The 14,068-nt window shown below is 41.7% G+C and carries 14 protein-coding genes; 7 read left to right on the plus strand and 7 right to left on the minus strand.

Translation table 11 applies throughout. The features are described from left to right. Positions 1-22: 22 nt before the first annotated feature. Positions 23-706, minus strand: a complete 684-nt coding sequence (mqnB, locus tag AAGR14_RS01030; RefSeq protein WP_342646735.1) for a futalosine hydrolase — start codon at positions 704-706, stop codon at positions 23-25. A 64-nt stretch (positions 707-770) separates the two neighbouring features. On the opposite strand from mqnB, the gene AAGR14_RS01035 reads away from it, so the two are divergent. From AAGR14_RS01035 to AAGR14_RS01050, 4 genes are all read left to right on the plus strand, one after another. Continuing rightward, positions 771-1,187 (plus strand): 6-carboxytetrahydropterin synthase, encoded by a 417-nt coding sequence (locus AAGR14_RS01035; protein ID WP_342648718.1) that lies wholly within the window; start codon positions 771-773, stop codon positions 1,185-1,187. A 6-nt stretch (positions 1,188-1,193) separates the two neighbouring features. After that, positions 1,194-1,835 carry a GTP cyclohydrolase I FolE gene (folE, locus tag AAGR14_RS01040; protein ID WP_342648719.1) on the plus strand — a complete coding sequence of 214 codons (642 nt, stop codon included), beginning with the start codon at positions 1,194-1,196 and terminating at the stop codon, positions 1,833-1,835. A 99-nt stretch (positions 1,836-1,934) separates the two neighbouring features. Then, complete coding sequence (gene fabD / locus AAGR14_RS01045; protein ID WP_342646736.1) at positions 1,935-2,822, plus strand: ACP S-malonyltransferase; 888 nt, start codon at positions 1,935-1,937, stop codon at positions 2,820-2,822. Positions 2,823-2,897: 75 nt separating this feature from the next. Then, positions 2,898-6,641 carry an ATP-binding protein gene (locus tag AAGR14_RS01050; RefSeq protein ID WP_342646737.1) on the plus strand — a complete coding sequence of 1,248 codons (3,744 nt, stop codon included), beginning with the start codon at positions 2,898-2,900 and terminating at the stop codon, positions 6,639-6,641. A 56-nt stretch (positions 6,642-6,697) separates the two neighbouring features. Here the strand turns inward: AAGR14_RS01050 and AAGR14_RS01055 are convergent, their stop codons facing one another. The 5 genes from AAGR14_RS01055 to AAGR14_RS01075 all read right to left on the minus strand — a co-directional run bounded on the left by AAGR14_RS01055 (position 6,698) and on the right by AAGR14_RS01075 (position 10,878). Beyond that, positions 6,698-8,014 carry a carbohydrate porin gene (locus AAGR14_RS01055; protein WP_342646738.1) on the minus strand — a complete coding sequence of 439 codons (1,317 nt, stop codon included), beginning with the start codon at positions 8,012-8,014 and terminating at the stop codon, positions 6,698-6,700. A gap of 137 nt (positions 8,015-8,151) precedes the next feature. Further along, complete coding sequence (locus tag AAGR14_RS01060) at positions 8,152-8,805, minus strand: HD domain-containing protein (protein WP_342646739.1); 654 nt, start codon at positions 8,803-8,805, stop codon at positions 8,152-8,154. A 53-nt stretch (positions 8,806-8,858) separates the two neighbouring features. Next, complete coding sequence (locus tag AAGR14_RS01065; protein WP_342646740.1) at positions 8,859-9,137, minus strand: helix-turn-helix transcriptional regulator; 279 nt, start codon at positions 9,135-9,137, stop codon at positions 8,859-8,861. An 82-nt stretch (positions 9,138-9,219) separates the two neighbouring features. Then, entirely contained in the window at positions 9,220-9,705 is a 486-nt protein-coding gene (locus AAGR14_RS01070) for a hypothetical protein (protein WP_342646741.1), read from the minus strand. Continuing rightward, a complete protein-coding gene (locus AAGR14_RS01075; RefSeq protein WP_342646742.1) occupies positions 9,706-10,878 on the minus strand; it encodes a class I SAM-dependent RNA methyltransferase in 1,173 nt (390 codons plus the stop codon). Between the two features lie 78 nt (positions 10,879-10,956). Here AAGR14_RS01075 and AAGR14_RS01080 point away from each other — a divergent pair, with 78 nt between their 5' ends. Then, positions 10,957-11,319 (plus strand): DUF3127 domain-containing protein, encoded by a 363-nt coding sequence (locus AAGR14_RS01080; RefSeq protein ID WP_342646743.1) that lies wholly within the window; start codon positions 10,957-10,959, stop codon positions 11,317-11,319. A 269-nt stretch (positions 11,320-11,588) separates the two neighbouring features. Beyond that, the gene (locus tag AAGR14_RS01085) at positions 11,589-12,062 is read left to right on the plus strand and encodes a MarR family transcriptional regulator (protein WP_342646744.1); all 474 of its coding nucleotides are present in this window, start codon (positions 11,589-11,591) and stop codon (positions 12,060-12,062) included. A 102-nt stretch (positions 12,063-12,164) separates the two neighbouring features. Here the strand turns inward: AAGR14_RS01085 and pepT are convergent, their stop codons facing one another. Next, a complete protein-coding gene (gene pepT, locus AAGR14_RS01090) occupies positions 12,165-13,409 on the minus strand; it encodes a peptidase T (protein WP_342646745.1) in 1,245 nt (414 codons plus the stop codon). Between the two features lie 83 nt (positions 13,410-13,492). Between pepT and AAGR14_RS01095 the strand changes: the two genes are divergently transcribed. Beyond that, a complete protein-coding gene (locus tag AAGR14_RS01095; RefSeq protein WP_342646746.1) occupies positions 13,493-13,849 on the plus strand; it encodes an MmcQ/YjbR family DNA-binding protein in 357 nt (118 codons plus the stop codon). Positions 13,850-14,068: the final 219 nt, after the last annotated feature.

The raw sequence follows: 14,068 nt of genomic DNA on the forward strand, positions 1-14,068 counted from the left end.
GGTTGCCTGCGTAAGTATTGGTTTACAGCACGCAGCCTAATTCCTGCAACAGGTTTATGGCAAAGTTATTCAGATTTTTAACGGCTAAACCTATCTTCCATGCCTCGCGGTTGCGCTTTTCAACGTAATTTGACACTGCTCTGATTTGCAGGGCCGGTACACCGGCTTGCTGGCAGGCATAGAAAAATGCTGCGCCCTCCATGCTTTCTATCTGGGGTGCAATACGGCTTTGTAGCACTGCAATTGAGTTCTCTTCGCCATGTACGGTATTCACCGTAGCGCCGATAGCTTGCGTCAACGCAAGAGTGGGGCTATAATCAGATAACCGGGCAGGGGTAGCATAAGTGGTTTTACCAAATCCTAAATCATCTAAGGTGATAAAACGGTTGTCATCCTCGGCTCCTAATTCTGTAAAGGTGTCCTGCGTTATTTCAGTTACATCGCCCAAGGCAATACTGCGGTCAAAACTGCCGGCTATGCCCAGGTTAGTAGCTAAATCGTAACGATGGGTTGCTAAATGATTGCCCAGCGCAAATGCTGTAGCTACCATACCCACGCCGGTAATGAGTACAGTACAGGGCGATGATTGGAGAGGGGCATTGATATTGCTTTTAGATGTTCCCGAGGGTTGAACAACCGGTAAACCGCAGGCGCTGATAAGCGGTTCAATTTCGGGCAGGGTGGCGGCAACTACCAATATCTTCATGCCGGCTAAGATAAAACAACTTGCCTGTTTTTGTTTTGTATATTTGCACCCAACAATTGTTATGATGATACATATTACGCGCAGAGAGCATTTTAATGCTGCACACCGGATGTACCGCGAGGAGTGGAGCGCAGAAAAAAATCAGGAGGTTTTTGGCAAATGTGCTAACCCTAACTGGCACGGCCACAATTATAATTTGTTTGTTACCGTAAAAGGCGAAATTACGCATGCAACCGGTTACCTGATTGATTTAAAAGACCTGAAGGTAATCATCAATGATTACGTGATTGAGAAGCTCGACCATAAAAACTTAAACAAAGATGTTGATTTTATGCAGGGTAAAATGGCCTCGACCGAGATACTCTGCATCGAAATATTTAACCAGTTAAAAGGCCCTATTGAGGCCCATGAAGGGGTGTTTTTACACTCGGTAAAACTGTTTGAAACCGAAAATAACTCAGCCGAATACTTTGGCAATTAAAATATGATGATTGACGACGACGACAACCTGCCCAACCGCGAAGCAGGTATTGACGGTTACCAGAAAATCGACCGGTATAACCCTGAACTGATTGCCAACCTGTCGGCCAGCTACCACAACGTATTAACGCAAATAGGGGAGCAGCCTGACCGGGAGGGTTTGTTAAAAACCCCGGAGCGTATGGCCAAAGCCATGTTATACCTTACTCATGGTTATGACCTGGATGCCAAAGAAATTTTGACATCGGCCATGTTTAAAGAAGAATACAGCCAGATGGTAGTAGTGAAGGATATTGAGGTATACTCAATGTGCGAGCACCATATGCTGCCGTTTTTTGGTAAGGCGCACGTAGCCTACATTCCTAACGGGCATGTGGTTGGGCTGAGCAAGATACCGCGTATTGTTGATGTGTTTGCCCGTCGCTTGCAGGTGCAGGAGCGCTTAACCAACGAAATCCGGGATTGTATACAGGATACTTTACAGCCTTTAGGCGTTGGAGTAGTGATAGAGTGCCGGCATTTGTGCATGAGTATGCGCGGCGTACAAAAACAAAACTCGGTAACTACCACTTCGGCTTTTAGCGGAGAGTTTTTTAAAGAAAAAACCCGTACCGAATTTTTAAATTTAATAACCAGCAGATTAAGTTAAGCCCTCGATTATAGCGTAAAGAATCAGGAGTCAAGACTTTTGATATTCTAGCTTTTATGTAACTACTTAACTAATCAACACAATAAACTAATTTCTATTTTGAAAGCATATATTTTTCCGGGGCAGGGTGCCCAGTTTGTAGGTATGGGTAAAGACCTGTACGATCAGTTTGATGAGGCGCGTCAGCTTTTTGAACAGGCTAATGAGATATTAGGATTTCGTATCACCGATATTATGTTCAGCGGTACCGACGAAGATTTGAAACAAACTAAAGTAACGCAACCTGCTATATTTTTGCATTCGGTTATTTTAGCTAAAACAGCTGGTGACGATTTTAAACCCGAAATGGTTGCCGGACACTCGTTAGGCGAATTTTCGGCCTTGGTAGCTGCCGGTGCATTATCATTTGAGAGTGGTTTAAAATTGGTAGCTGCCCGTGCTAATGCCATGCAAAAGGCTTGCGAAATTCAGCCGTCAACCATGGCTGCCGTTTTAGGTTTAGATGATTTTACGGTTGAAGACATTTGCCAGCAGGTGAGCGATGTAGTAGTTCCGGCTAATTACAATTGCCCCGGCCAGTTGGTAATTTCGGGTACCATTGCTGGTGTTGAGCAGGCGTGCGAAAAGTTAAAGGCAGCCGGCGCAAAACGCGCTTTAGTATTAAACGTGGGTGGTGCCTTCCACTCACCATTGATGGAAGCTGCCCGTGTTGAGCTGGAGCATGCCATTGTAAATACAGACATCCAAGAGCCGGTTTGTCCTATCTATCAAAATATAGATGCCAAACCATATAAAGATACTGCTGCCATTAAACATAATTTAATAGCGCAGCTTACCGGCGCCGTACGCTGGACACAAACCGTAACTCATATGCTACAGGATGGTGCTACATCATTTACTGAGGTAGGTCCCGGTAATGTTTTGCAGGGATTGGTTAAAAAGGTTGACCGCAATGTTGCAACTGCCAGTTTAAGCGTTACCGCCTGAAAATTTTCAAAAGCCACAAACTAAAGTGGCTTTTGTTTTTTATGGTATATTTGATTACATCATCTGCTATTAAAGTTGACCGTTTTTACTAAAATACGTATCCTCCTCGCTTTGCTGTGTGTAAGTTTTTTACTTACCGCAATTATTGTACGTAATACCTATACGCCGCATCACAGCTTTATTAAAAGCGCTCAAACACTCGAAACTAATCTTCATCAAAAAGAAAAGCAGGTAGAGAAATTATTTACCGGTAGCAGTTTCGATGAGCTTAAAACCCTGCCCGATCATCATCAGGTAGCGTTGAGCTTAATGGAGCAGCTAACTGTAAAAGACCGGATTTGGCTGGTAACATACCGAAACGATAAGGTAAAGTTTTGGACGGGTATCAAGATAATGCCGCCCAATTTTAAAAAGTTTAAAGAGGGCAGCTGTTTTAGTAAAGAAGAGAATGGCTATTTTGAAGTAATACGTAAAACTGAAGGTAATTTTACAGCGCTGGCATTTATCTTCATCAAAAATAATTTCCGCATTCAAAATCAGTATCTGAGCAATGTATTTGAGCCGCAACTGCTTGATGCCCATAACATTGATATAGCAGATATAGGCGATAAAGATGTGTATCATATTCATGATATCAACAAGCATTATTTGTTTTCGGTTAAGGCTAACACTACTGCTGTAAACTACAATTTTGCAAAGCTTGAGTTTGCACTGTGGGTTATCGGTATTTTAGCTTTATGCGCATTAGTGACCAGTTTTTGTAATCATCTGATTTATCAAAAAAGGGTGGGCGCTGCCTTTTTACTACTTACCGTCTTTATAATAGCTATCCGGTTAGCTGGGTTATATTTTAGGGTGCCCGATTTTAGCAGCCGGATGCATCTTTTTAGTCCTGACCTTTTTTCATACGGCTTCCTGCTCCCTACGTTGGGTGATTTTTGCCTGAATATTTTGGGGCTATGCTGGCTGATGGCTTTTATATACTATCACCGTTACCGTATAACAAAACAAACATTACATGGAGGAGCAGCGTACGCGGCTTACATAGGCGGTGTATTTTTACTCGTTGCAGTTTCAACACTCCTTGCATATATGGCCAGCTTGCTGGTATTACATTCTCACATTAATTTTGATGTGAATAATGTGCTTAACCTGTCGCTTTACAGTTTGATTGGGTTGCTCATGGTATGCTTTAGCTTTTTGATTTTTTATCTGCTGGTTGAAACACTACTTGTTATTAACATACATGTACATATTGATGACCGCTTTAAACTGGCCATATTTGCCGGAGGTATCATAATTGCTACTATAGCCAGTGCCTTTTATGCATTTACCTGGTTATACATTTCATGGGGCATACTAATATTCATCAGAATTTATGCCGCACGTTATGACGATGGCGAACTGGATGTTATATCTTATGTTGCTATACTATTGCTATGTTCTTGTATTGCTGCAACCGAGCTTAACCATTATGAATCGATTAAAGAGCAGGTTGTCCGTAAGCAATTAATCAAAGATCTTGATAACGGAGACGACCCGAGAGTAACCCACGTTTTTAAAGCCGTCGAAAAGCAAATCATCAATGACCCTGTTTTGCAGCAGTATCTGAAATCCCGTGATCACAACATTGGATACTTGAAAAACAGATTTGAACGATTCTATTTTGACGGATACCTGTCTAACTATGATTGTAAAATCCATGAGTTTGACAGTGCGGGCAAAGCAATTCCGCCTGATACCAAATATGTATTGGCCGATTTTAAAGACATGGTCATGTTTAGCTCGGCCTACAAAGTGTCTGATTATTTTTACCGTGAAAATAACAATTTTGGCATTCACAGCTATTTTGCTATTCTGCCCGTTTACCAAGAAGAACGTAATTTAGGCACTATCATCGTCGAGTTAAAATCAAAGCCTGTCCAATCCACAGTTTCTTTTCCGGAGTTATTAGTTGACCACCCCCTTGCTTCGGATAATCGTTTTAAAGCATACTCCTACGCGTTTTATGATGATGGCAAATTGGTTAGCCAAAGTGGAAGCTATGATTATAACGTAGTAAATACTCAACTGAAAGGAAAGCTAAAGCAAAACGTATTTAAAACCACGGCCGAAAATTATGATGATAGTCCGGGCTTCCATAAATTAATCAGGTACAGTCACCTCATCTATCAGCCAAGCGCACGCAAAGTAATTATTGTATCTAAACCGGATAATAGCTGGATTACATTTCTGGCATCGCTTACCTTCTTTTTTGTGTCTTTGCTCATATTTAGCGGTTTTATATTATTAGTAAACTGGCTGCGTAAGCACATTAGCATTATAGAGTTTACACCGCATAATGTGCACTGGAATTTTGGTTTGCATTTTGACCATCTGCTGTATAAGACCCGCATTCAGCTTTCTATGATACTGGCCGTAATAGCTACCCTTACTATGGTGGGAGTAATTACCTTCTTGTCTATCAGGGCGCAGTACCAGGAGCAGCAAGACGAGATCATCAGTAACAAGGTGGTGAGTATTGCAGCTAAGTTTGATAACGTTTTATCGCAGGATTTAGACCATATTGACGAGAAGACACAAACCGCCTTTAATAGCCTTGCCGACGATTTTTCTACAGACTTAATTTTGTTTAATGCAGCTGGCGTACCTGTACTGTATACCCAGCCTAAAATTTACGATTATGGCATTTTAGGTAAGCGTATGCACGCAAAGGCATTTGTGTTATTGAGTAAATTGCAGAAGTCGGTATTGATCAACAGCGAACGCATAGGTACGCTGAATTATAAAACAGCCTACGTGCCTATACGTAATACCCGAACGAATGCAACAATAGGCTACTTGCAGTTGCCCTATTTTGCTAACGAAGCTGATTATAAAGAGAGGATAGGGGCTTTCCTCAACGCCATGATTAATATTTATGCCCTGATATTTTTAGCTATAGGGGTGTTTGCGGTTTTAATTGCCCGCAAAATAACAGCGCCTTTGAGCTTTATACAACACAACTTAAGTAAAACAATGTACGGTAAAAAGAATGAGCCTATAAAGTGGGAGCGTGATGACGAAATTGGCGCATTGGTTAAAGAGTATAACAAGATGATTTCTGCACTGGAGGAAAGTGCACAACGCCTGGCCCAGTCTGAACGCGAAAGCGCCTGGCGCGAAATGGCTAAGCAGGTAGCCCACGAAATTAAAAATCCGTTAACACCATTAAAACTCGGTTTGCAACTGCTCGAAAAATCTTGGAAAGATAAAGACCCGAGGTTCGACGCCAAGTTTGAGCGCTTCAGCAAATCGTTTGTGGAGCAGATTGAAAGTTTATCGTCTATAGCGTCTGAGTTTTCTGCGTTTGCCAAAATGCCCGATACTAAAATGCAGCGTTTAGGGCTATTTGAAATTTTAGGTCAGGCCGTAGTTATTTTTAAGCACATGGAGAACGTGAGGATTATTTACGAAGCTCCCGAGCAAGAATTTTTAATTATGGCCGACCGCGACCAGCTGCTGCGGTGCTTCAACAACTTACTTAAAAACGCAATAGAAGCCATGCCCGAGGGCCGCTTTGGTATTATTGATATTACCTATACTTATAATGGTAGTAGTATGTTACTGCAAATTAAGGATAACGGCAACGGAATTCCGGAAAGTCTGCGCGAGCGTATTTTTGAGCCTAATTTTACTACTAAAAGTTCAGGCACCGGTTTAGGCTTAGCCTTTGTGAAAAACTCAATCGAAAATGCTGGTGGTAAAGTGTGGTACGAAACAGTTGGCGGTGAAGGAACAACGTTTTTCTTAAACTTTCCAGAAGCCAAAAAAGCTTAAATTGAAAAAGTTTAATGCGGTTATCAATACATTTGATAACCGCATTAATAAATGATTTAAAACTCAATATGTGCTCGTAGTGAAAACACGTTTACCGGGCCGCGATCACGGTTATAGGCCGGGTTGGCAATAAATTGATAATCGGGCGTGAGCCAAAGTTTATGCTGATACGCGTTAATTTTGTAATATAATTCGGCAATAAGCTCGGGGCGGTAATTTAACTTGCCGTCGCCTATGATAAAGCCATAGCCGCCTGCGGCCAGGTAAGCGCGGTGGTCTTTAGATATGCCGTTGCCTACAAAAGCTAACCCTATTTCATCATCCGGGCGTTTCCATGAGTTACCCTTTAACACACTACCAAAGCTTATAGAGCGGTCAATTTCGGTAAAGGCCCAGGTTTCTGTATGGCCATCATTCCAGCTTGCTTTGGCAAACACACCTAAATCGTGTGTTATAAATTGTTCTCCATTAATGCCAAAGCCATATTTATGGCGGCCATAAGCCAAAGCAGTATCAATAACCGGTGGTGTACTTATAGCCAATACCTCGCGGTATTTGCCAAATTTGCCATTGTTACGATAGCCCAACAAACGTATTTTACCTGGCATGTCGTTGATGGCGTATCGCTTTTCATACTCCAGGGTTTGTGTATTACCATGGCGTATCCGCTCATCCCAAACAGAGCCGTTGGCCGTTGTTGTAGTCATGGTAGCAGCAAAGCGCAATGCCCAGGTGGGCATACCTAACTCGGTAAAAATTCCCATTACATAACCACGGGTATTGGCGGGATAATCCCAGGCCGCATTACTCATCAATGACCAGTTCATGAACTGACTACGCGGATCATGACTGAAAGTATTTGCATCAAAATAGTCTGCCATGCCAAACTTACCGATGGTAACTGCAAAGTAGCGCTTGCTTTTAAAGCCTGCCAAATTGTTTAAGCCATCAGCAACCGTATCGCGCTCGTTACCCCAAGTAAAAGCCTGGGCAAGGTATAACCGGGCAATGTATATTTTAGGTTCAGCACTGCCTACCCTGAATGTTTCACCATTAGGAAAGCCAGCTACGCCTAAAGTTTTACTTAAGCCGGCTCCACCCGACATCTCAGGATTGAAATACACTTGTGCGCCTTTCCATAAACGTGCGCCGGCAAACATGGTGGTGGTTAACGATGTTGCCGTTTCACTTTTAGGCGATAAACTGTTATCGCCCGAATAAGGTGCATAAAACGATGGCTTGGTTTGGGTAATAATAGTTTGCTGAAAGTGAAAATTGAACCTTTGCGGTTTAATAGTATCCTGAGCAAAAAGAGAATGATAGCAAATTAAAAGAGGGGAAAGCAATAATAGCTTTCTGATATTAAGTAACATACCGCAAAAATAGCAGGCTCAAACTAACGTAAATAAGCATTATAAAATCCTAATCTTATTCTAACCTCATTTTAATGTTTGGTCTAAACAGGGTAGTATTTCATGAAAAATACCACCCTATTTTCATATACAGCCGTTTATTTCAGACTGTTCCATTCCGCATAAAACTGGTCAAGATAATCTTGCATGTACTGATGACGGGCTTCGGCCAGTGTTTTGGCCGTTGGAGTATTCATCTTGTTTTTCAACAATAATAATTTCTCATAAAAATGATTGATGGTAGGAGCGGCAGATGCTTTGTATTCGGACTTACTCATGTTTAAGTTTGGCTCAATACGAGGATTATAAAGCTCGCGGCCTTTAAAGCCTCCGTAAGTAAATGCGCGGGCAATACCGATGGCCCCAATAGCATCTAACCGGTCGGCGTCTTGCACAACAGCCAGCTCGGGTGAGTGAAAGCCGGGCGCATCAAAGCTGGCCTTAAAAGACATATGCCTGATGATGTTTTCGACATGATGAATGATATCAATATTTACCGATTGGCTTTGCAAAAACGTTACAGCGGTTTGCGGACCGATATCTTCGTTGCCATTATTAAATTTACTATCTGCAATATCATGCAGCAGGGCTGCCAGTTCTACCACCAATAAATTAACAGGCTCAGACCTGGCTATCAGTTTGGCATTGTTCCAAACCCGTAGTATGTGCCACCAGTCATGACCGCCTTCGGCGTTTTGTAAGGTTTGTTGTACGTATGAAACTGTGTTTTGTATAATGATTTCAGAATCCATGCTGCTATATTTACTGTGGGTAGCAAATATAGCAGCATGAGAGGAGATTAAGTTTAGGCACTTACTGCAGAAGGCATATTAATAAACTTCTCCACATTGTTACCGTCAGCCTTAATCAATTCAATCAGATCAACATCCAATATTTGTGCTATCTGATAAAGGCGTTCGAGGGTAATTTTTGTATAGCCTAATTCTATCTTGCTATACGCATTTTGCGAAATATCAAGTTTAATGGCTAAATACTCTTGGGTGTAATTACGAAATTCTCTGATCTTTCTAATATTAACCGCAACTGTCTTAATTTTGTTGATAATCACTTCCTTCCCCATCATATTTTTTATTGATAGATGAATTTACGTATTAAAACAACCGACGGTTTTAAAAAAAAATAGTGCTTGTAAAAAAAATATTACATTAATAAGTGGTGATTATGGCCGGCAGCAACGTAGCCATATCCAACGGTACCTGGTTAGTAGCAAAAATGGGACGGCGTTGTTGGTATGCATCGTAAACCTGCTTTTGTACAGCAGCACTTACTTTGCTTTGCGGTACTAAGTTAACTGTAAAAGATATTACAAAGTCATGCACCTTTTCTTCATCAGGAATTACCCACTTACGGTCCGATTTTTTTAAAGCCTCAATAAACGGAACAGTGATGCTGTAATCATCAGCATAATAAACTACAATTTTTTGAATGGCTCCTTTTTGGTCGGCGGTAAATTTTAAAACAGCCGTACCAGTTGCTTTACTCTTCTTTAAGCTTTCGGGGATAATTACGTTATCCTTAAAATACGTCATCATTACCTCGCGACCACCCTGAAAAGGGAAGGCCAGCGTTTTTTGTGCATGGCTGTAAAAAGCAGATAGTATAAGCGAAAAAAAGATGACTAAGTGTTTCATTTATTCTGATTTGGGTTCGCGTTTGCTGCCTTCATAAACAAGATATTCCAATAAGCGGCAGTCGAGCTTACCGTTATAAAATTCGATACGGCGGCTGGCCTGCAGGCCGATTTTTTTAGCCAGGTCAGGGTTACCAGTAAATACATAACCGCGGTAACCTTTGCATTGCTGTTTTAAATAATCGCCAACACGCCGGTAGGTAGCTTCCAGCTTGGTATGGGTGCCTAAGCGTTCGCCATACTCGGGGTTAAACATTACTATTCCAGGTTGCTCTGGTACTTCGGTTTCTGCAAAATCACAAACAGCAAATTCAATTAAATGTTCTACGCCAGCAGTTTTTGCATTTTTACGGGCAATATCTACGGCGTCGTCTGATAAGTCGGTGGCTATAATTTTAAAACCTGTTTCTTTCTTAGCCTTGTCTTTAAGCTTTCTGCGCTCGGTAAAAAACTCCTGCTCATCATAACCCATCAGGTGCATAAACGCGTAATTCATCCTGAATAAGCCCGGGCTTTTATCGGTAGCCAACAGGGCAGCCTCAATAGCTAGTGTGCCTGAACCGCACATAGGATTAATAAATGTACTGTTACGATCCCAGCCCGTAGCCATGATGGTAGAGGTGGCCAACGCTTCAAGCATTGGGGCTTTACCGGGTATTTTACGGTAGCTATGTTTAGCCAGCGTTTCGCCCGAAGTATCTACAAATATTTCGGCCCGGTCGTCTTGCCAATATAAATGCAGTACTGCTTTGTTTAGTTCGGGTCCCGAATTTGGCCGAATGCCTTTTACTGATTTTATACGGTCTACCACGGCATCTTTTACTTTTACGTTGGCAAACAGCGGGGTACGTATATGCTCGTTGTTAACATTGGAGGTTATGGAGAAGTAACCGGTAAAATCAATTAGGGTTTCCCATTCCATTTTTACCAGCTCATCATATAACTGCTGCGGGTTGGCAGCAGTAAAGCTTTTAAGCGAATACAGTATCTGGCTGGCGCAACGCAAATTAAGATTAAGCGGTATGCAATCAGTTACTGTGCCTACCAGTTCAACGCCGGTTTGAAAGCTGCGTGTGATGGTAAATCCTAAAGCCTCTACCTCTTGCTGCAGGTAAGGCGACAGGCGCTTATTGCAGGTAATAATTATTTTACTTTCGTTTTGAAAAACTTGCATGTTGAGGGCAAATTTATGAATTAAAATATGCCCGATTTATAATCTTATATATTAACTTTACGTTTTATAAGTAAGATTATGGATATTAAAGGTAAAGTACACGAAGTATCGCCAACCCAACAGGTTACGGAATCGTTAAAGAAGAGAGAGCTGATTGTTGAATATATAGAGAACCCGCAATACCCTGAATATTTGAAGTTTGAAGCCATTCAGGATCGTTGCAATTTGCTGGATAATGTACGTGTAGGTGATGATGTTGAAGTATTTTTTAACCTGCGTGGCCGTCCGTGGACTGACAAAACCGGTAAAAAAAGCTATTTTAACTCAATGCAGTTATGGCGTATTAATGTGCTGACTGGCGGTGCTGCCAGCGCAACTCCGGAGTATGCTCCGCCGGTTGATATCAACTCTGCTCCTGATGATGACGATTTACCGTTCTAAGATACTGAGCTTAATAACGGCTTAAGCCGTAAAAAACTAAAAAATCTCGAAACCCTTAGCTTAAATCGGCTGAGGGTTTTTTTATAACTCAATCTTAAGCTGTTTGATTAGGTAGCTTTTTCTGAGCGGTAAAAGATGATATACATCATGTGTGTTGAAAATAGGAAGCAGCAAACATCTTATTTGATTTTAATTCACCATAAGAAAAATAACTTTCTTAATAATTAGTCTAAATTAACCCTTATATTAGGGCCTCTTTAATTTAAATTATGGACCTGATATCTGAACTGGGTGCGTTAGCGGTAGCCACCCGGTTAAAACGTTTGAGTGAAAGGCTGGCCGGTGATGTTAATAAAGTATATAAGGAGCTTGATTTAAACTTTGAATCGAAATGGTTTTTAGTGCTCGAGTTACTCAGCCGTCGAAAAACGCTTTCGATTGTAGATATAGCCGATGAATTGAAACTTACTCACCCCGCCATTGTGCAGTTTGCCGATCAAATGCTTAAAGCCAAATTGATTATTGCACAAAAAGATATTAAAGACGGTCGTAAACGTATGGTATCCTTGTCGCCGCAAGGGGTTAAGTTGTTAAAGCAACTGGCCCCGGTTTTGGCCGTTATTAAAGAAGAGAATGAACTTTGGCTTAAAGAAGCCGATCATCAGCTGCTGGATATCATGACTCAGTTAGAGGCTAAACTGGACGAGATGTCGATGTATGACCGGGTTAAGCGAAGTTTATAAATAACCGACAAAACCTTTACAACTGATATATAACATCAAAGCCGTATACAACTTATTTGTATACGGCTTTGATGTTTAAGGATGAGCGTTACAAATAAAATTTTAGCTTCGCTCTTCCCATATGGTACACAAGTGCAAAATAGTTTGTACCGCTTTTTGCATATCCTGCACCGATACCCATTCCTGCCGGCCGTGAAATGCATGCTCTCCGGCAAAAATGTTAGGCGTAGGTACTCCCATGAATGATAATCTTGAGCCATCAGTACCACCACGTATACTGCATAATTTAGCTTGCATACCAGCCCGGTTAATAGCCTCCATGCCATATTCCACAATTTGCGGGTGCTGGTCTAAAATTTGTTTCATGTTACGGTACTGTTCTTTAACATCTAAACTGTAAGTGGCTCCCGGAAACTGCTGCAGCACCCGTTCGGCAATTTGCCGGATGGATTGTGCATGTTGTTGTAATAAAGCGGTGTCAAAATCGCGGATAATAAAATCAATAGTGGCCTGTTCTACATGGCCGCTGATGCCTACCGGGTGCACAAAACCCTGCATGGCTTCTGTACCCTCCGGCGAAAGCTCATAAGGCAAGGCAGCTACCATTTGAGCAGCAATTTTAATTGCACTTTGCATCTGCCCTTTGGCAAAGCCGGGGTGGGCACTAACTCCGTTTATGGTTAAACGGGCGCCATCTGCCGAAAAGGTTTCGTTTTCCATGTTTCCGGCTGTTTCGCCGTCGATAGTATAGGCAGCAAACGCACCTAATTTTTGCAGGTTAACTTTGTCTACGCCGCGGCCAATTTCTTCGTCGGGTGTAAAGAGTATTTTGATAGTGCCGTGCTTAATTTCAGGATGATTAACCAATTGGTAACACGCATCCATAATTTCGGCAACACCGGCTTTGTTATCGGCACCTAACAAGGTAGTGCCGCTGGCCGTAATGATATCGTTACCTATCTGTTTGCATAATTCGGGATGGTTCTTTGCTTTCAGTACCTGGGTATTATCATCAGGTAATACCAAATCCTGCCCCTGGTAATTGTGATGAATAATAGGTTTAACACCTTCGCCGCTGCAATCTGGCGAGGTGTCCATGTGCGAGCAAAAACAAATCACCGGTACATCAGCCTTATCCGTATTGGCAGGTATGGTGGCATACACATAACCATGCTCATCAAGGTGTGCATCGGCTATGCCTAAATCAAGCAGTTCCTGCACCAGTATCCGGCCCAGGTTTTTTTGCTTTTCGGTAGATGGGCAGGTAGGCGATTCGGGGTCTGATTGGGTATCTATAGTTACGTAACGCAAAAAACGCTCGGTAACGGTAAAATTAAACTGATTCATCTAAAGATAATTTGGAAGTCTATCTGCAAAAATGAAACTTTATTTTTGCATGCTTGCATCAAAATTTACATTACTTTAAGCCTATGAATACCGAAGAACTGCGCGATTACTGCCTCAAAAAAACTGCCGTTACAGAAAGTTTTCCGTTTGATAATGATACGCTGGTGTTTAAAGCCGGAGGTAAAATATTTTTGCTGGTTAGTCTGGATAAGGGCAATAGCTTTAACGCAAAATGCGACCCAGAACGGGCGGTAGAATTGCGTGAACGTTTCACTGAAGTGCAGCCCGGTTATCACATGAATAAAACACACTGGAACACCGTATATATCGACGGCTCGTTGACACATAAAGAGCTTTGTGAAATGATTGACCACTCGTACGACCTGATTATAAAAAGCCTGCCCAAAAAGCTCAAAGCAGAACTTTTTGGGGTGCTTTAATTAAAAAGGTTCGGCTGGGTCGTTTGGCTTTCTCTTCATCACTAAAATGATGTTAAGAACCACCAGCGCAGCAATTAAGGCAGTCATATAGTTTTAATTAATGGGGTGTAATAACACAAACGATAGATGTATCTACATCTAAATGGGTTTACAATATGTTTATTTAACGCGTAAGTTCTTACGTTATTACACCAATAGGGAATATATTGGTCCAAGTTG

It is taken from the genome of Mucilaginibacter sp. CSA2-8R, from assembly GCF_038806765.1.
Taxonomy (GTDB): Bacteria; Bacteroidota; Bacteroidia; order Sphingobacteriales; family Sphingobacteriaceae; genus Mucilaginibacter.